Source organism: Leptothoe spongobia TAU-MAC 1115 (genome assembly GCF_018739885.1).
Lineage (GTDB): Bacteria > Cyanobacteriota > Cyanobacteriia > Phormidesmidales > Phormidesmidaceae > Leptothoe > Leptothoe spongobia.
This window is the reverse complement of sequence record NZ_JADOES010000015.1, coordinates 38,748-57,961: the sequence shown is the minus strand read 5'-3', so window position 1 is coordinate 57,961 and position 19,214 is coordinate 38,748. Positions and strand designations below refer to the sequence as shown.

Genomic DNA, 19,214 nt, shown 5'->3' with positions numbered 1-19,214 from the left:
AAATCACGGCAAAAGCTTTACCCAGACAGCATATTAGGTATAGACATAAAAGATCTCTGAAATGACTTTATGGCTAACTTCCTGTAGTTGTCCCTGGAGTAAGTGCCATGCTAAACGGCCAAACCGCGACTCAATCCCTAGAGAGTCTAATGAGAACCATCTTAAACCGCCGTCGGATCAATCGTGAAACCCAGCGTATGCTAATGCAATCGCTCTTAGGTAAAAGTAACCTCAACAGCCAAGAGCAGGCATGGGTACAAGAAATTTTTGAGGCGATTAATCAAGGCCGCCTAAGAGTGATCGACTAACTGACAACCTAATCTTAGTCCTCTGATTGGCTATCAGCCTCTTGTGGTTCTATATCGGGGATAAAATCAGGGCGGGCCGCATCTTCCCAACCGGGTGGTCGCTTGGAGTTGTACCAAGCAAGAGAGCCAATACCAATAGCGGCAATAAAGCCAACCACATAAACTAGCTGAAAATAGTACATGGGGATCCCCGATGCACCAACTTCCCCGAATGCCAATACCATAGAGGACTTGTCCTTGTTGCGAAAATACTCACTCGATTCCCATTTATGAGAATGAGCTGTAACTTATCTTAATCTTTTACATCTTACTCTGCAGACGCACCCGTATCCAGCGGAGCGGGGGCCGGAGCCGGAGCGGGGGCCGGAGCCGGAGCTACTGGAGCGGGAGCTACTGGCTCAGGAGCTACTGGAGCGGGAGCTACTGGCTCAGGAGCTGCTACCGGAGCGGGGGCTACCGGCTCAGGAATAGCTGGGTCCACGGGAGCCGGGGCCGGAGTTGAAGGAGCCGGAGCTGCTACTGGAGGAGTCGGGGCCGGAGCTACTGGAGCCGGAGCTGAAGGACTTGGCTGTGATTGTCTCGGAGTGGCTGGTGCAGGAGCAGGTGAGGCTTCTGGTGCCGCTGGTTGAGGTTCTGAACGCCGTTGTGGAGGTGGTGAACTTTGCTGAGGTGCTGGTTGAGAAGAGCTACTGCCACTCGCCTTATCAGCAACAACCTTACCGGGTTTGACAGGTTTTGCTTTAATTGAACCCTTGCGACCAGACAGACGAGGTAGATCTGGAAATTTTTCTACTGGCAGCTCCTCAATAAACTGTGACACAAATTTGCGCCAAGCATAGGCCGCAGTACTACTGGCTCCTCGGGTAGGACTACTATCATCGTTACCAAACCAAACACCCACGACTAGCTGAGGTGTAAAGCCGATAAACCACATGTCTCGATTTTTCTCAGACGTGCCGGTTTTACCAGCTACTTGACGATCATTCAGATAGGCATTGCTACCGGTCCCCCCCTCTACAACACTACGCATCATCCAAGCCATAATTGCAGCAGAGTCTTCATCAATGGCCTGTTCTGGCTCATCTTTAAACTCATACAGGACTTCACCGGACCGATTAGTAATGCGTTTAATACCATGGGCCTCCACATGCTTACCTTTAGCAGCAAAGGAACCATAAGCACTGGTCAACTCTAAAAGATTGACCTCTGACGATCCTAATGCCAGAGAATAGGCAGGCAGTAAATCTGACTTGATACCCATACGCTTGGCCATGGCGATAACGGGTTCAAACCCTACTTCGACCAGCACCTTCACTGCCACAATATTGATCGACGAGGATAAGGCCCGTCTAAGTTCTACGTTACCGCTGTAGCCATTGCCATAGTTTTTGGGCTCATATCCATCAACAACATAGCGAGCATCAACATAGCCCCTGTAGGGGGAGGTACCACTTGCGATCGCAGTGCTATATACAAACGCTTTAAACGTTGACCCCGGCTGTCGCTGGGCTTGGGTAACCCGATTAAATTGGCTCTCTTCAAAATCGGTCCCCCCCACCATGGCATGAACCTGACCTGTCTTAGGATTGAGCGCCACAATTGAGCCCTGCTCAAACCGTTGCCAACTACCGTAATCCTCTAACACATTCTCAAGGGTGGATTCCGCCGCCCGCTGCCATTTTGGCTTTAAGCTGGTCTCCACAATCAGACCACCAGCTTCAATTTCATCTGCAGAAATCAACTGCGGCAACTGCTTTTGCACATAGATAGTAAAGTAGGGAAATTCACTGTAGAGAAACTTTGGCTCATTAGGCGTAGTCGCCACATCACTCCGATAAGCCGTAGTCGCTTGAGCCTGAGAAATGACGCCATTCTCCAACATCCGGCTAATCACCTTATCCCGCTGCTCTCGAGCCGCGTCTTCATTAACTAGAGGAGAATACAGGCTAGGGGCCGGAGCCATACCTGCAATTAAGGCAATTTCTGAAACCGTCAGCTCTTCAACTGACTTACCAAAATAAATCCAGGCAGCATCCGCTACACCATAGGCTCCAGCACCCAGGTATACCAAATTCAAATAACGCTCTAAGATTTTCTCCTTGCCAAGTTCTTCTTCTAGTTTATTAGCCAGCAGAGCTTCACGAAACTTGCGTTGAAAACTACGATCTTGATCCAAGAATACAATCCTGGCCACTTGCTGTGTAATCGTACTGGCTCCTTCCACCAGTTCACGATTTCGCAGATTGGAATACATCGCTCGGGCAATGCCCTTATAGTCAATGCCCTTATGCTCATAAAAGCGTCGATCCTCTGACGCAATAAAGCCTTGAATTAGAGTGTCTGGAATATCATCATATTCAAGATATTCCTGGGTTGCAGGTCCAATCTTTTGCAGAACAGTATCATTGTCAGCTTTGATCGTGATCGTTCCTGTACGCTCAAACGTCAAGGCATCGGATACATTAGGCAGATTTGCAGCCGCCTCTCGCCAAAAACGATAACCACGGGTTACAGGACCAGCAACACCAGCCCCTACCAGCAGAGCGAGCCAAAACAAAAAGCTCTTATAAATTGGCTTAGGCTGCCTCTGTTGAACTCCCTGTCTAGGGTTTACTTCAGATGGCTGCCCCTTAGCCTCACTATTTTTGACTTTACCAATCCAATTAGCCACGTTAAAGAAACCCTACTGAACCTATCGATCTAAAAATGGTGAACTCGCTGACAAAAGCCAGTTCGCTGGATAAGTGTGATAGGTGCCTACACCTGAAATTTCTACAAAGCTCAATTGATATATCTTGATATATCTCCAAAAAGGCTATCAGAATCTGACCTAACTCACCAAATAATCGGTATGACCTAGCGCTAGCCCTAAAATCAACATACCAATAACGAGAAAAGGCTGAGCACTGGCCTGATATTTCACATCGTTAGCCAGTGGATCACGTAAAAAATACATGTCCTGAAAGGTTATTTGCGGAATAATCATCAAGATCAGTAAAACCGCATACAGGTTTTTGTGGATCGCTATAAGATAGGCGGCCATTCCAGCCTGAAATATATCGATCATCAGAACGCAGATCCAAGCTGCCGTACCGACTCCAAACATCACAGGTAATGATTTTAGACCCAGAGCTTCATCCCCTTCCACACTCTTAAAATCATTCACCACTGCAATACCTAAACCAGCCATGCTGTAGAGCAATGTCAAAATTATGACGGTGACATTAAGCTGACCAAAGAGCGCATGCCCAGCCCACCAGGGCAATGCAATATAGCTAGCTCCAAGAGCATAGTTCCCCAACCAGCCATTTTGTTTTAGCTTGAGGGGAGGCGCAGAATAGATATAGGACACAATGGAACCCCCAATAGCCAATGCCATCAGAATAGGGAATGTGTGATTGGCCCAGCGATCTAAACCGTAGGAAACCGTAATACCACCTAGCAACAACACCCAGATTTGCACCTGAACCTGCCCCAAACCGATGGCTCCCGACGGAATTGGTCGATAGGGTTCATTAATAGCATCCAGTTCGCGATCGTAATAGTCGTTGATAGTCTGGGTATAGCCGGTCAGCAAAGGACCAGCCATTAACATACAGGCTAATGCCGCTAGGACATGGTCAACACTCCAGACAAAATGACCAGAGGAGGCTGCTCCGCAAAGCACCCCCCAAATTAACGGAATCCAGGTAATGGGCTTCATCAACTGCAGGCGAATTTTCCAGACAGAGGTTTCGCCATCAACAGCTCCTTTCATACCCAAGAGCTGACGTGCCTTAGACCCCTCTGATGCTTCCTGAGCATCGGTTGTTACATCAGCAGGAGTGGAGTTAGCGGAAGAGGGATTTTCAGCCATGGGCATCACAGTTAATAGAGATAAACAGGCAAGAACTAACCAAACGACAGAATCAGATAACCAGCTTGAAATTTAGCCCCGGTTACAGAACGTCCCTTTAAAGGCTTGGGTAGGATTAAATTGCGACGTTGGTCCCCAGCCTCAATCGTGACCTCTGGTCCATACTGAGTCAGCTGAATCTGTTTTTTATCAAAGCTGGGTAAAAATAACCGTACTGTATTGGCTGTCAAATCAATATCCAATGGGGCTGGAACCGCTGGAATCGTTAGATAATCTGGCAGTACTTTCATCTGAGCTTGCCAATCACCGGTGTATGAAGGTAGCGAGTACACGGGCAGTGGATCAAAGTCCTGCTTAGTATTGTCCGTGATTCGGTTAAGAAAAACACCTGCTACGGTCATTTCAATTTGCTGGGCCGCTCCCCAAAGATATCGGGCAGTTGCGATCGCAACCTCATCCCCACTAGATACCAAATAAGCCCTTACCCTCATCGGGTCTTTGACCGCAGCCACACCCTGACCCACAAAGCTAGTGCTTTCCTGGACTTCCGGCTGATCAAAGAGATCACCAGAAAACCCTCGGCCACCACTGAGTACTGCACCAGCAATCGGCTGAACAAAGGGCATAACAGCCTTAGAAAACTGGGATGCCTGAAATACTTGCTTAAAACGTCGAAAATACCAATCAATCCCAGCTGGCATCCCCCACATCCGTAAACTCGCCTGATCGCCAGAGCCATCATGCACGATGACATCATAATCACCACTGATGTCATATTCTCGCAGCGCGTTCAGCGACAGGGCCTGGTCCATACCTGGTAGCAAACTGAGTTCTTGACCGTACACTGCCTTAAAAAAGGGATCGCGCAAGTATTCAGCTTCTAATTTTTTTAACTGCTCCCAATTTTGCTCCAACAGTTGAGCAAACTGCAGTTGACAACACCATAAATTACTGGAAATTGATGTTGGTGCAGATAACACCTCATGCCCTAGCACCATAGAAAAACCAGGACCCGCATCTTCGGTCACCAATAATACCCGCTGCCCCTGGGCCGATAGCTTTTTAGCGGTTGCTATCGCGCAAGTTGAACGCCCGCTCCCCCCTTTACCTAAAAACGTAAGAATTAAAGCCATCAGTGACTATCAAAAAAATCAGTACTCTATTGACCACTAATCTCAGCAAAGGGCACCCCATAACAGGGGTACCCCTAACAAGAAATAAGCAATAAAAACTTCAGGCAGTATGCTGCCTAAGCAGTTTGCTTCAGCTCATCCTCAAAGAACCAGCTAGAAAACTGATCTGAGAACTCCACAACAACACCAACACCACTGCCATCCACCATCTTGAACTGGGTAACCGTACCCTCCTGTCCTAGACGCTTGGCAACGCTATCAGACACTCGATCTCTTACCCGTACAACTTTCACCTTTTGCCCGATATCCAAAGCCATGCCCTAAGACCCTCCTCTCTGAAATAAAACTACTGAATATTAAGAATTAAAACCAACCCTCAGTTTATCAGTGTCTTGCGCTTTGTAAGCTATCCTAAAAAACTGTTGCTGGAGCCAAACCAGCCAATATTCCCGATGTCTGTAGCCTATCCCTACGAAATACCTATGCTGGCGAAGCGAATTTTGCCCTGTCTGGATGTCAAAGCAGGGCGCGTTGTAAAAGGAATTAATTTCGTAGAGCTCCAAGATGCTGGTGACCCGGTTGAGCTGGCACAAGCCTACAATCAAGCTGGAGCAGATGAGCTAGTTTTCCTAGATATCACAGCTACCCATGAAGATCGCAGCATCATATTTGATGTTGTGCATCGAACCGCTGAGCAGGTGTTTATTCCCCTCACAGTCGGCGGTGGTGTTAATTCTGTAGACACCATCAAAAAGCTTTTACGCGCTGGCGCAGATAAAGTCAGCATCAACTCTGGTGCCGTACGAAATCCTCACTTTATCCAAGAAGCCAGTCAGCGTTTTGGTAGTCAGTGCATTGTTGTCGCGATTGATGCCAAGCGTCGTCCCGACGCCTCTGGCTGGGATGTATTTGTACGCGGTGGCCGAGAAAATACAGGTCTAGATGCCGTTATCTGGGCACAGGATGTCGTCAACCGTGGTGCCGGTGAACTCTTGATTACCAGCATGGATGCTGACGGCACTAAAGCCGGATACGACTTAGAACTGACTCGCACTATTGCTTCATCCGTGAATGTTCCAGTTATTGCCTCAGGGGGCGCTGGCACCTGTGAGCATATCTATGATGCCTTGACTACCGGTCAATCAGAGGCAGCCCTACTCGCCTCCCTATTGCATTATGGGCAACTCACCGTTGCCGAAATTAAATCTTATTTAACACAGCAAGATGTAGTTGTTAGGCCCTAAGGCCATAACTTGGCCTCACGATTCGCATTTTGACTGATTGGCGGCATCATTTTGCCTTCATAAAATAATTCTGCTGAGCCAGGCACATTTATGATAGCTCTGTTACAATATGTAAAAAGATGATCTCATTTTTTAAGGCCTGCTCTTACATTTTTATCGATGACGCTTTTAATCATAGCCATCGTTAGTGGTTTAGTTATTTGGGCCCTTCGTCTTATGGATAGGGCCTTGGTCAGTCAGGAGTTTTCCCTAATGCTGGCAGGTTTTCTGGTGGCTTCTTCTGCAGCGGCTATGGTGGGTGTTTACTTCCTGATGAGTGACTATATGGTTTACATTCACCAAAATGAATTGTTATTCCAAGAGCAATACCCTTCAGGATTTCTCGTTTTAGACGAGCAAAGCTCCCCGTCACAGTTCCTAGAAACTGATGTAGCTGCTTTCGATATCGCTAACCTTCCCAACGATTAAGTTCTTGATATCGGTCTAGCCTAAGCAGCATGAAGCAAGTGAAGAGTACTGATTTTATTTCAAAAGCTCTGCCCATGTTGCTGGTCCCACAACACCGTCAACACCCAATCCGGCCTGACGTTGGAATTGTTCGACAGCTTCTGCAGTTTGTAATCCAAATACCCCATCAACTAAGCCAGTATATAGGTTAAGCGCTGCCAGTCTTTGCTGCAAAGTACTGACATCAGGACCATAGTCATCTAGCCTGAGCACTGGCAAATCTCCAGCCGTACCGGAGGCAGTAATAGTTGCTGGCGGTGCGGGACTGGGTCTAGTCGTCGAATTCGACGTCTCCCCAAGATCTTCCTGTTCAGCAGTACCGACAGGATTAGGTGTCTGGGGCTGATTAAGTGTGGTCGGTGTCGGTAGTAATCTTTGCCAGGTCGCAGGACCTACCAGACCATCTGCAGTTAGCCCAACATCGGTTTGAAATTGACTTACTGCCACCGCAGTGGCGTCTCCATAGTTACCATCCACTACGCCGGAGTAATACCCCATCAGAGATAACATGGCCTGCACATCTTTAACCGCAGCCCCTGAATCACCCAGCACTAAAACACCGTCTGCCTGAGCAAGCAATGTTGATTGATTACTTAGGCTATCTGCTTGTTCTAAAGATGCAGCAATCGTTTCCGCTACTACAGGCGTCTTCATAACCCCTAACACCGTTACGAGTAGCCAAAGATTAGCGATCGCATGTAAGCCCCAACGTTCCATGTGATAAAAACACCATAATTTTTGAGCACGAACATCGAGCATTTTTACTCAATACCCAGTTCAAACCAACCATTAAGATGGCATAGCATGTCTATTGCGTCCAGAGAACTTGATATTTGTAGGCATTACAGTTTAGAGGTCTCAAGACACTGTTCCAAAAGTCTACCCCCGTGAATCAAGGAAACCATGGTAGCCATTTCAACCATCGATCGATTCCTAGGAAGCCTGGTTGGAAGTTACATAGGACATTACTATGGCGGCAACAACCAATTTGGATGGCCTACTAATATTAACGACAGTACACTTTATCAGTCATGGAAGACTAACACCCCAAAGGCTCAAGTCTCAGACCTACAACGATCGAATAGTCATCTCGTAGCAGCGTTGCCATGGCTGTTATACCACCATGACAACGGCACATTCCGACATCAGTGGTTAGCTCAACATCTAATATCGGCCTCTATCGGCACCTCCAACAATAATGTCGATACGATGGAAGTGCTCTATGTCCTAGGGGACAGTCTAGAGTGGATGATGCAGTGTCCCTTAGATACTCGGCATCCAGGGCAATTATTATGCAAGCATTTACATCATCAAAAAATTCACTATCCGGCAGTGGTCAGCACCAAAGTCAATCAGTGGATGAAAGGGTTATCCTCACCATCATTGACAGCCATCAGTGAGATGCCCCCCCTTGATGGCCCATGGGGCCTTATCACTCTCAGTATGTGGCAATGCCTGAACTATCGCGAAAATCTGGCATTAGCTTTAGGCAGTCAAAAAATGTCCCAGCCGACCCTCACAATTATCGGCTGTTTACTAGGAGCATGGGGAGGAATATCAGTCATCCCAACTCCTTGGCTACTATTGTTATCCTCCGATTCTAGACAGGCCATTACCCACCTAGCCGAGCAAATTTATCGTGACTGGGCTGGCATCAGAAGCATTTCAGATACTTTTGAGACATTACCATTGGATTTGTAAGCTCCGGTCATCCTCTCAAATAGAGCTAGGTATAATAATTAGATGGGTACGCTAAGCATCTTCAAACGCTGTTTGCTGATCACGAGTTAAAAGTTTTGAATGAGGAGAATGTTAACCTAAAGCGACTGCTTTAGCCTCTTCTCAGACAACTATCAAATCTGACTGAGTGCAGCGTTGTTAACAGTCACTTTTTAGTCCTGAATCCTGAGATTCAGGTTGACGCTTCTAGAACATGTATAGATAATCATCTACACCTAATCTAGAAGGGTATGACCAACGTCCTAGTAAGTTAGCCCTATTCCCCCAAAGCGTTGAATTTCAGTTGTTCAAGACATCTCGGGTGTGCTTAGGGACTACACAATGTCCCCTTTAACCTCTTCACTGGTGTCTAACGCTAGCAGGCTGCTCAATCAACGATATTCCTATCGATTGATTATTACCAGCCTTGGTTGTTGGGGCCTTTCATGCAGTCGGTGACATTCATGGTCAAAGCAATTTGGCAACGTTTGCGTACTTCGGTCGGCTGGTGCAAAACTCAGTTGCCAGAGCTTTCTACATCTATACGTCAAAAGTCCAACACATCTATACGTCAGTCTACCCGGTCAGGCAATCACTCCACGGGGCTGTATGTCATTTCACGTCATACCCCCCTCAATCAAACCCAGGTAGCTATATTGCTGACAGTATTACTACTGACTGCAATTTTAGGACAACGCTTTTATAACCAGCCTGCATTAACAGTGGGGACACACGCTACCGATACGTTTATCGCTCCCTACAATGCCACCCTGCCAGACATGATCACCACTGAGGAAAACCGCCAAGCGGCTCGCAGTGGTTCAACCATCATTCTAAAAATTGATCAAGAAAAAACAAAAGCAATCCTGGAAGAAGCAAACGGTATTTTAGGTCAAGGAACTGGTTTGCGGCAGGAGGCTGGTAACATTCCTTATCTATCCACAGCTCAACTATCCAGTCGAACACAGCGTTACCTACGCCAAGCACCACCCCAAGATTGGCAAGAGATTTGGGATTTAGCTCAGGTACCAGAACTAACCAATATTGTTCTACAGCAAGGTACCAATGGTTCACTACAAATACGGATTAATGCCCTGGAAACCAACCAACGGATTGCACTTGGCGAGTTAGTGCGGTTACGAGAACGGACATCACTACAATCTATCAAGGCAATCCGCAATCAAGTGGATACTCATCGGCGACAATATACAACCACGAAACTCAAGCTAGAGAACCTGACAACGCGTGGTAGCCTTCAGCCATTAGATCACAGACTATTTGAGCTGAGTGATGCTGATTGGCAGTCTGTCCAGACAGCTAGTCGTTTAGTAGTAAATCGAATGTTAACGCAAGGTATTCACGAAGGGATGCCTACTGCACTATGGAACCAAGCTATTGATACACAGCTGCAAGGCACGCTCCAACTAGATCCTTTAGTCGGTCTAAATCGCGATGAACTGATTGGCCAAGAAACCATAGCGAAAGAAATAGCAGCCAAAATAGTTAGCTCTGTTTTACAACCTAATCTGATCGCAGACCAGGAACAAACCCGTCTGCGAGCGGAGCAGGTCGAAAATGAAGTTCAAACAGTCACTGTATCTATTGAGCAGGGCGATTCCATAGTCAACAAGGGCGAAACCATCACCCAAGGTGATTTTGTATTACTCGATCACTTTAACCTGACTCAACGGCGATTCAACTGGCTAGGTTTTTCTAGCTTTGGGGCTTTAGTAAGCGCATGTGTGGGCACATTGCTATGGGTTGATCATTGGCAAAAAGGGGGGCTTCGTCAGCGTGATCATCTACTGGTGTTATCTGTAATTGTGAGCGTAGCGGCGCTGATGGCCCTGAAAATACCCGGTCTGGGACTACCCGCTGTAGGCCTCTTGCTGGGCAGCTTTTACGGCTATATTTTGGCCACCGTAACGATTGGCCTACTGGTGATTTTATTACCAGTAGGGGGGTCTGTGGCTGTATTGCCCTTATTTGCGGCTGCCTGTGCAGCTTTAGTCGGTGCTTGGATTGCACCTCGGTTGAGATCACGAGAAGAATTTGCCCTTCTCGGTGGCGTCGTCGGTCTAACCCAGGGCCTCATCCACCTGATACTCACCCTCATGTTTAATAGTGTCGCTGCCTCTGTGTGGTACACCGTACTACGCGACTCGGCCTTGTTTGGCGCTTATGGTATTGCCTGGAGCATTGTTGCACTAGGCGTCAGTCCTTACTTGGAGTCATTCTTCGATGTGGTGACCCCCATTCGTCTAGCAGAACTATCTAACCCCAACCGTCCTCTGCTCAAAAGACTGGCCGCAGATGCCCCCGGCACATTTCAACACACGATGTTTGTAGCCAACTTGGCAGAAGCTGCCGCCCGTGCTCTCGGTCACAACATAGAATTAGTGCGGGCAGGGACTTTGTACCATGACATTGGTAAGATGCATGATCCACTTGGATTTATTGAAAACCAAATGGGCGGCCCCAATAAACATGACTTAATCGACGACCCTTGGGTCAGTGCAGATATTATCAAAAAGCACGTTACTGAAGGATTGGTTATGGCCAAGAAGCATCGCTTGCCGAAAGCCATCCAGGCCTTTATACCTGAACATCAGGGAGCGATGCTAATCAGCTATTTCTACTATCAAGCTCAGGAAATCGCTAGCCAAAATCCTGAGATGGAAGTCCGAGATGAGGATTTTCGCTATAACGGTCCTATCCCCCAATCACCGGAAACCGGTATTGTCATGCTGGCTGATTCTTGTGAGGCGGCGTTGCGATCGCTCAACAAAGAAGCCTGTGCTGAAGATGCCTACGCCATGGTTAACAAAATCCTGCGCGCACGCTGGAAAGACAAGCAACTGGTTGATTCTTGCCTAACTCGCAAAGATATGGATGTCATTGCCAACGTGTTTGTCCAAGTATGGCAACAGTTTAACCACAAGCGGATTGCCTATCCCAAAGGAGCACTAGCCGCTAAGGAGCTTTCTTAATGGGAAGACGCCATGCTTCAACTCAGCTCAGTAAACAATGACATCATCTATACACTAGGCATTTGACGTCTCAGTTTTTGACCCAGAATGCCGTATTTGGGAGCAAAGACCATCGCCAGAGCAAACAGGATGGTCATTAGTACAACAATGCTGCCACCAGTAGAAACATCTAGGTGATAGCTCAGATAAGTGCCTAAGACACAGGAAATAACGCTGGTAGCAACAGAAATGGCTAGCATATGGTCAAAGCGATCGGTCAGTAGATAAGCAGTGGCCCCTGGTGTGACCAACATAGCAACCACGAGGACAATACCTGCGGTTTGTAACGCTGTGACGATGGTAAGGGCCAAAACTGACAGCAGCGTGTAATACATCAGCTGAGTATTGAGGCCAATAGCCTTGGCATGGTTGGGGTCAAAGCAAAATAGCAACAGATCCTTACGTCGCAGCAAAATAATTACCAGCGTGACCAAGCCCGCAATCAGAGTTTGAATAATATCTGACTGGGAAATGCCCAGCACATTGCCAAATAAAATATGAAACAGGTCTACGTTACTGGGAATTTTTGTAGCCAGGACCAAACCAAACGCAAAGAAGCCAGTAAAGATCACACCAATCACGGCATCTTCTTTGAGTCGCGTTTGGGATTTTACATAGCCAATGATGACTGTCGCGCCAAAGCCAAAGATAAAGGCCCCCAACGCAAAAGGTAGCCCAAGCGCATAGGCCACCACCACTCCAGGCACTACGGCATGGGATACCGCATCACCCATCAGAGACCAGCCCTTGAGGGTGATGTAGCAAGAAAGTACCGCACAAACAACACCGACAAACGCACTCACCCAAATGGCTTTGACCATAAAGCCAGCCTGGAGAGGCTCTAGTAACCATTGCCACATAGGTTCCAATAGCAGTCCCAACACAGGTAGCGGTAAAGCGCAGAGATTACTCATAATGCTGTTGGGAGATGGAGTGCTTCTGAGTCAAACTGCTAAGGGGCAGACCACCAAAGGTCATCGATAGGTTTTCTTCAGTGAAGGTATCGGCGGTGGTCCCTTCGGCAAGGATAGTGCGATTGAGCAGGATAGTGCGATCGCAAAACGTAGAAATCGACGCCAAATCATGGGTCGAAACCAAAATCGTATGGCCCTCATCCCGCAGTTGCATGAGTAGATTCACAATCCGCTTTTCAGTTTTCACATCCACCCCAGTAAACGGCTCATCCAGCAAGATCACCCGACTATTTTGTGCCATCGCCCGTGCCAAAAACGCCCGCTTTTTCTGACCGCCGGACAGTTCCCCAATCTGCCGATGACAAAAGTCCGTCATCCCCACACGCTCTAAACTTTCTGCCACCTGACGCCGATCCTCACGACCGGGAATCCGCAGCATATTCATATAGCCATAGCGACCCATCATGACGACATCGGCGACACTCACTGGAAAGTTCCAGTCCACGTCATCCGCCTGAGGCACATAGGACATCAGCTGCCGCTTTTGCGCCATTGTTACAGAGAGGCCATCAATGTGAACTCGACCTTGGTTAGGATTGACAAACCCCATGATGGTTTTGAACAAGGTGGATTTACCGCCACCGTTGGGACCGACAAGGCCAGTTATAGTACCGGACTGGACATAGCAACTGGCATTATAGAGGGCAAGATGAGCGTTACTGTAAGTAACACTGATGTTCTCGACGGTGATACCAAAGGTGTCTGATCGCATCGTGGGTTAAGGGCTAGAGGACAAAGGATGAAATCTCAGAGTTCGTTAAAGCGAAAAAATCTAGAGTTATCCCCTCCTGGGAGGGGTGCCAGAGGCGGGGTGGGTTTCGATCGTTAGCGCCAGCGGACACCCACCCCGGAGCCCCTCCCAGGAGGGGAAAGATATCGAAAAATGTCAAGCATCATGGTGATACCAGCCCCTCACTAATCACCTGAGTATCGTATTCAAGCAAGTCTATAAAGGTAGGTACTGGACCATCTTCTGTAGACAGGGAGTCGACATATAAATTGCCTCCAAACTTAGCGCCCGTGGCCCGAGCGACTTCTTGCTGTCCCTCATCACTGACAGTGCTTTCGCAAAAGACCGTGGCAATATCGTTAGCTTTAACCTCTTCGATCACCCCTTGAATTTGTTTAGGGGTAGATTGCTGCTCAGCATTAATGGGCCAAAGATAAATTTCTTCCAAGTCATAATCATTAGCCAGATAGGAGAATGCACCTTCACAACTCACCAGATACCGTTGACCATCTGGCACCTTGGCAAGATTAGCCTGCAGCTCTTCGTCAATCGCTGTTAGCTGTTCGCTGTAGGCCTCGGCATTGGCGTTATAGGTGGCTTCGTTTTCAGGATCGAGTTCGATAAACGCCTGGCGGATATTCTCCACATATATAAGTGCGTTTTGCGGGGACATCCAGGCGTGGGGATTGGGCTTGTCAGTGTAGGGACCTTCTGCGATCGCAATTGGCTCAATTCCCTCCGTCAAAATCACTGATGGAACAGCTTGCACATTACCCAAAAACTGTTCAAACCAGCGCTCCAAATTCATGCCGTTATAAAGAATCAAATCAGCCTTCTGAGCCTTAACCAAATCGCTAGGTATTGGCTCATAGCCATGAATTTCTGCACCGATGCGGGTAATAGACTCAACCCGCAGTTCATCACCGGCAACATTCTGAGCCATGTCTGCCAGAATCGTAAACGTTGTCAGTACAACCTTCTTGTCACTTGCAGCGGAGTCTTCAGATGTGGAAACGTCTGGCCCGCAACCAACAAGACCAACTAGCAAAGCTATACCTGCTAGCAAAAAACCTTGTTTGACTTGATTGAGTATTGCTAGTGCAGCCATTTCATAATTGTTTCATTTTTCATAATTGTCTCATAATTAAATGGTGATGTGGAGATGCACAGCTTAAAAATTGCTGACAGCTCAAAATTTGCTGACGACCGACATGTCTATAGCCCCGGAGTATTGTGACTCAACTTTTCAGCGTTAGGGTTATGCCCCTGATTACGCCTACATACGCCTACTGATGAATACAATATTCATGCCATCGCAGACATTAAAAGCGTTACGTGATAACCATTCTGATTAGGGTTCTGGAATTGTGGACTCCGGTATGGATAATTCCATGCCCTTAGGCTCTGACATGAGGAACTCCAATGTGCGTGGCAACATCACCTTAAATATCGTTCCTTGATTTAGCACAGAGTGACATTCAAGCTTGCCTGCATGCTTATCCACAACAATCTGATGGCTAATCGCTAACCCCATACCCGTACCTTTACCCACTGCCTTAGTCGTAAAAAACGGATCAAAAATTTGCTGTTGCAACGCCTTGGGAATCCCTGCGCCATTGTCAGCAATCGTCACCACAATCCAATTCGTCTGAGTCTCGGTTTTTAGCAGAATTTCTCCGGCTGAATGAACACGTAAAATATCAATCGCATTAGTCAAGATATTGAAGAATACTTGGTTTAATGCACCCGCATAGCATTGAATTTTGGGTAACGTACCGTATTCCTTCTTCACTTGAATCGCTGGTCGTTTGGCCTGAGCCTTAAGACGGTGGCTCAATAACAGCAAGGTATTATCTAAGCCTTCGTGCAAATCAACGGACTTAAAATCCGATTCGTCATAGCGAGCAAAGTTTCGTAAGGACTGCACAATATCTCGAATACGGTCCGTGCCTGTCTGCATCGAACTGATTAGTTTTGGAAAATCTTCTCTGACATACTCTAAATCCGCATTGGCAATGTCTGCCTGTGCCTTGGAGGAAAGTTGTATTGCCTCTGCTTGATAATGGCCAAGCACTAACAACAGATCCTCGACATATTGCATTGCATGTTCGAGGTTGCCATAGATAAAACCGACCGGGTTATTAATTTCATGGGCAATGCCAGCCACTAACTGTCCTAACCCAGCCATTTTTTCACTTTGCAACAGTTGCGCCTGAGCTCGCTGCAGCTCCTCCATGGCTCGTTTCAGCTGCTCTGCGGTTTGACGAGCCTCCAGTTCAGATGCAATCAGGGCTGATTCCGATTGTTTGCGATCGCTAATATCCCTCACCATAATGGTCAAAAATTCTTCGGATCGAATACGAGATACCGTGACCGTAATCTCCACTGGAAAGTGACGACCTGCCTTATGTAAGCCAATAGCATCGTACACTTGACCGGTTTGAGCTCCCTGGCTCACAAAAGTTTGAAGCGACTGAAACGCCTGCTCGTGAGACAGGGAAAAATCTGTCCTGATCAAGCTAGATAGTGGACGACCCACTACCGTCAACCATCCACAGCCAAAAATCTTCTCAACAGCTGGATTCGTACTTTGAATAACCAAGGTGCTCGAATCAACCGTAAGAATGCCATCTACCGCCGTGGTAATAATGGCTTGGGTTTTCGCAGTAGCACGCTCCAAAGCCTCGACAACTTGGTTATACCAACGACTAATTTGTCCAACTTCTGTCAATGCACCAGCCTGTACTCGGCGTTCCAAATTGCCTGTTCTGGCATGAAGCTGCATAGTGGCAAAAAGATCGTGAAACTCATTCCGGGCTCCGTGCTCAGACATATTCAAGCCCAAGTACTCATGCTTGCGCGAGACTCGTAATCCTAAATAGCGATTGAGCATCAACAATACCAACAGCGCTACAGTAAATGCCCACAATCCACAGGATAAGATGCCTGCTACCTGTACTCTTAATTGCCCCCAACGACTCAGCCCAGTACCTAAGCGTTCTAAATCAGCAAACAGTGCAACAGCCAGGGTGCCCCAAATACCTGGACCTAGATGTACTGGCATCGCACCAATAGCATCGTCAATTCTGCATTGGTCCAGCACATAGTCCATGACCATCATCACCATGCCACCCACAGCGCCAATGATCACGGCATGCCTCATGGACACGGCATGGCAATTCGCAGTAATCGACACTAAACCAGCCAGAGAACCATTCATCACCGCCTTGAAGGGAAGTTGGCGTTTTTGTATGCCCAGGGACCATATCAGGGGAGCAGTGAGTCCTGCGGCTCCAGCCAATAAGGTATTGACCAAAATTCTTGGCACCTGATCATTGAATGCAAACGTGCTGCCACCATTGAACCCAAACCATCCAAACCACAGCAGCAACGCTCCTAAAAACGCTAACGGCAAATCGGCGCTGGGAGCCTGTTGAATAAAATTTGGTCGGGAAAATCGCCCAAGACGAGGGCCAATGACAACCACAGCAGCCAGGGATACCCATCCCCCTAAACTATGCACCACTGTAGAACCCGCAAAATCAACAAAGCCCCTTTGCTCTAACCACCCTGTAGCTATCGACTGTGCTGAGCCATTCCAGGCCCAATGCCCAAATAAGGGATATATCAAGCCAGATATCAGCAAGGTACTCAGCAGATATCCCCTAATTGTCATGCGCTCAGCCACGGCACCAGAGACTATGGTGACAGCGGTGCTGCAAAACATTGCCTGAAATAGAAAGAAGATAATGGGCCAGGTATCTTGACCAAACTCTGGAAAAAACTGACTGAAGCCCCACCAATTATTAACAGAAGCACCAAACATCAAGCCATAGCCAAAGGCCCAGAACATGATGATCGATAACCCGACATCAGCAATATTCTTGATCGCTACGTTGATGCTATTTTTGCGGCGAGTAGAGCCAGCCTCTATACAGAGAAACCCTGCCTGCATCAAAAACACCAAGCTGGCACTCACAACCACCCAAAGTGAATCTAATGACAACGGCATAGTTATGCAGCGATGGAGCTATATGCTTACCCAATTCTCTATGTGTACAGAGGAGCCCGGAAGTACGGAGCAGTAACCAGACAAATTACGGAGTCTAATCTTAGAACTGAATAGTATTCAACCTAATATACCCAACAACTGTGACTAGAGAGCGATGGCAGAGTTGAAGCTGCCCCACGGTGGATAGAATAAGGCCACGCCACTCATATAGATAATTTCTACACTAGAAATCATACATACTTGCCAGCCAAGGCATAGGGTAAATGCTGAATACAAAATCAATTGCAGCAGTCAACTCTGCCACGTTTCTAGGAACCCTCCAGCGCCCCTTATACGGTCACTACTGCTTTAGCGAAATTCCTGGCACCATCAGTAAGTTACTCGACACCCCCCAACAGTCAGGGCTGCCAGACGACGTCTTTGGACCTACCGGTTACCCTCAACCCAAACACGTTGTTCTTTTTCTAATCGACGCCTTCGGCTGGAACCTCTTTAACCGCGCAGCCCAGGAAAACCTGCCAGGCATTTCCCGCTTTATCGATCAGGGTGTCGTTTCCAAACTCAGCACCCTATTCCCCTCCACCACCGCCGCCCATGTCCACTGCCTGAATACCGGCTTATTACCCCAGCAATCCCAAGTCTTCGAATGGCGGCAAGCATGGCCTTCTCTAAATCGAGTCATTTCACCCCTGATTTTTTCCAAAGGCGAAGACGCAGGCGGTCGTCACCCCAAAAAGTCCCATACGCTCCTCGAAGCCGACATCCAGCCAGAGGATGTTTTTCCTCCCAGTACCTTTCATCAACGGCTGATAGATCAAGGCATTGATGTAATCGAATATCTCCCCAAAGCGTACGTCGATGGCTGTTACTCCCTGGCCGTAAATCCCATGATTCAACGCCGTGGCTACAGCTCGTTAGAGAAAGGACTACACGATTTACAAGCCATCCTCAACGCCGCAACTCGCCAACAATACGTAAAATTCTATCTCCCAGACATTGATAGCCTTAGTCATGACCATGGTTACACCTCAGACATCGTCTGGAATCGCGTCAAAGAAGTCTTTGCAACCCTGGAAAACCTCTTATTTTCTAACCTCAACGATCATCAGAATATTGCCATCTTACTGACCGCCGACCACGGTCAGGTCGTCATCGATGCAGCAGCAACTGTCTATTTGGACGAAGAAATTCCAGAGCTAATGCCGATGCTGGCCCACAGCCAGGACGGTGCTCCCCTATTTCCCTGTGGATCCAGCCGAGACGTGTTTTTACAGGTAAAACCAGAGTATGTTGATCAGGCTCTAACATTGCTAAAACAACGATTAGCTGGTGTTGCCCAAGTCCTGCTCATACAAGATGTGGCCGATACCTTATTTGGTGAGTCCCCTTCCCAGGAATTCTTAAATGTCGTCGGTCAAATCGTCATCCTACCTGAGGACTCTAACACCGTCTTCTTTGCCGGACCTGACGGTCACTATAAAGGCCAACAACGAGGAACCCATGGTGGATTAACACCCTCAGAAGCACAAATTCCGTTTGCCTATCTAACGAGTCGGCACAGTAACGAATCTAATGACTATTTGAGGCCTGCGAATTTATTCCACCAAACTACCCCATAAACCACATTCAATTTGAAACCTAAAGCTCTTCATCGAAAAAACTGCAGTTCTGGACGTGGACACGCTTTAATTAAAAAGCTGCA

At 47.6% G+C, this 19,214-nt stretch carries 16 protein-coding genes; 6 read left to right on the top strand and 10 right to left on the bottom strand.

Going from position 1 to position 19,214, the window contains the following annotated elements; all coding sequences use genetic code 11:
- Positions 1-107: 107 nt before the first annotated feature.
- Positions 108-308 (top strand): hypothetical protein, encoded by a 201-nt coding sequence (locus IXB50_RS09875; protein ID WP_215608791.1) that lies wholly within the window; start codon positions 108-110, stop codon positions 306-308.
- Between the two features lie 14 nt (positions 309-322).
- Here the strand turns inward: IXB50_RS09875 and psb35 are convergent, their stop codons facing one another.
- The 5 genes from psb35 to petP form a co-directional block, all read right to left on the bottom strand.
- Positions 323-532 carry a photosystem II assembly protein Psb35 gene (gene psb35, locus IXB50_RS09870; protein WP_215608790.1) on the bottom strand — a complete coding sequence of 70 codons (210 nt, stop codon included), beginning with the start codon at positions 530-532 and terminating at the stop codon, positions 323-325.
- A gap of 83 nt (positions 533-615) precedes the next feature.
- Positions 616-2,979 (bottom strand): transglycosylase domain-containing protein, encoded by a 2,364-nt coding sequence (locus IXB50_RS09865; protein ID WP_215608789.1) that lies wholly within the window; start codon positions 2,977-2,979, stop codon positions 616-618.
- Positions 2,980-3,138: 159 nt separating this feature from the next.
- Entirely contained in the window at positions 3,139-4,164 is a 1,026-nt protein-coding gene (gene chlG / locus IXB50_RS09860) for a chlorophyll synthase ChlG (RefSeq protein ID WP_215608788.1), read from the bottom strand.
- Positions 4,165-4,199: 35 nt separating this feature from the next.
- Positions 4,200-5,297: a Get3/ArsA fold putative tail anchor-mediating ATPase NosAFP gene (locus IXB50_RS09855; protein ID WP_215608787.1), complete on the bottom strand. Its 1,098-nt coding sequence runs from the start codon at positions 5,295-5,297 to the stop codon at positions 4,200-4,202.
- 116 nt (positions 5,298-5,413) lie between these two features.
- Positions 5,414-5,608: a cytochrome b6f subunit PetP gene (gene petP / locus IXB50_RS09850; protein ID WP_407658804.1), complete on the bottom strand. Its 195-nt coding sequence runs from the start codon at positions 5,606-5,608 to the stop codon at positions 5,414-5,416.
- Positions 5,609-5,779: 171 nt separating this feature from the next.
- Between petP and hisF the strand changes: the two genes are divergently transcribed.
- Positions 5,780-6,541, top strand: a complete 762-nt coding sequence (gene hisF / locus IXB50_RS09845; RefSeq protein ID WP_215608833.1) for an imidazole glycerol phosphate synthase subunit HisF — start codon at positions 5,780-5,782, stop codon at positions 6,539-6,541.
- Positions 6,542-6,700: 159 nt separating this feature from the next.
- A complete protein-coding gene (locus tag IXB50_RS09840; protein WP_215608836.1) occupies positions 6,701-7,009 on the top strand; it encodes a hypothetical protein in 309 nt (102 codons plus the stop codon).
- A gap of 54 nt (positions 7,010-7,063) precedes the next feature.
- Here IXB50_RS09840 and IXB50_RS22435 read toward each other — a convergent pair whose 3' ends face one another.
- On the bottom strand, positions 7,064-7,807 hold the full coding sequence (locus IXB50_RS22435) for a peptidoglycan-binding domain-containing protein (protein WP_216867634.1): 744 nt from the start codon (positions 7,805-7,807) through the stop codon (positions 7,064-7,066).
- Positions 7,808-7,951: 144 nt separating this feature from the next.
- Between IXB50_RS22435 and IXB50_RS09830 the strand changes: the two genes are divergently transcribed.
- Both IXB50_RS09830 and IXB50_RS09825 read left to right on the top strand, forming a co-directional pair.
- On the top strand, positions 7,952-8,749 hold the full coding sequence (locus IXB50_RS09830; protein ID WP_215608785.1) for a hypothetical protein: 798 nt from the start codon (positions 7,952-7,954) through the stop codon (positions 8,747-8,749).
- A 482-nt stretch (positions 8,750-9,231) separates the two neighbouring features.
- Positions 9,232-11,757, top strand: a complete 2,526-nt coding sequence (locus IXB50_RS09825) for an HD family phosphohydrolase (protein WP_246564347.1) — start codon at positions 9,232-9,234, stop codon at positions 11,755-11,757.
- A 47-nt stretch (positions 11,758-11,804) separates the two neighbouring features.
- Here the strand turns inward: IXB50_RS09825 and IXB50_RS09820 are convergent, their stop codons facing one another.
- The 4 genes from IXB50_RS09820 to amt all read right to left on the bottom strand — a co-directional run bounded on the left by IXB50_RS09820 (position 11,805) and on the right by amt (position 17,512).
- Positions 11,805-12,656, bottom strand: a complete 852-nt coding sequence (locus IXB50_RS09820; RefSeq protein ID WP_215608831.1) for a metal ABC transporter permease — start codon at positions 12,654-12,656, stop codon at positions 11,805-11,807.
- A gap of 46 nt (positions 12,657-12,702) precedes the next feature.
- Positions 12,703-13,482 carry a metal ABC transporter ATP-binding protein gene (locus IXB50_RS09815; RefSeq protein WP_215608783.1) on the bottom strand — a complete coding sequence of 260 codons (780 nt, stop codon included), beginning with the start codon at positions 13,480-13,482 and terminating at the stop codon, positions 12,703-12,705.
- A gap of 181 nt (positions 13,483-13,663) precedes the next feature.
- Positions 13,664-14,608, bottom strand: a complete 945-nt coding sequence (locus IXB50_RS09810) for a metal ABC transporter substrate-binding protein (protein ID WP_215608782.1) — start codon at positions 14,606-14,608, stop codon at positions 13,664-13,666.
- A gap of 243 nt (positions 14,609-14,851) precedes the next feature.
- The gene (amt, locus tag IXB50_RS09805; protein ID WP_215608781.1) at positions 14,852-17,512 is read right to left on the bottom strand and encodes an ammonium transporter; all 2,661 of its coding nucleotides are present in this window, start codon (positions 17,510-17,512) and stop codon (positions 14,852-14,854) included.
- Positions 17,513-17,775: 263 nt separating this feature from the next.
- Here amt and IXB50_RS09800 point away from each other — a divergent pair, with 263 nt between their 5' ends.
- Complete coding sequence (locus tag IXB50_RS09800; RefSeq protein ID WP_215608780.1) at positions 17,776-19,131, top strand: alkaline phosphatase family protein; 1,356 nt, start codon at positions 17,776-17,778, stop codon at positions 19,129-19,131.
- Positions 19,132-19,214 lie beyond the last annotated feature (83 nt).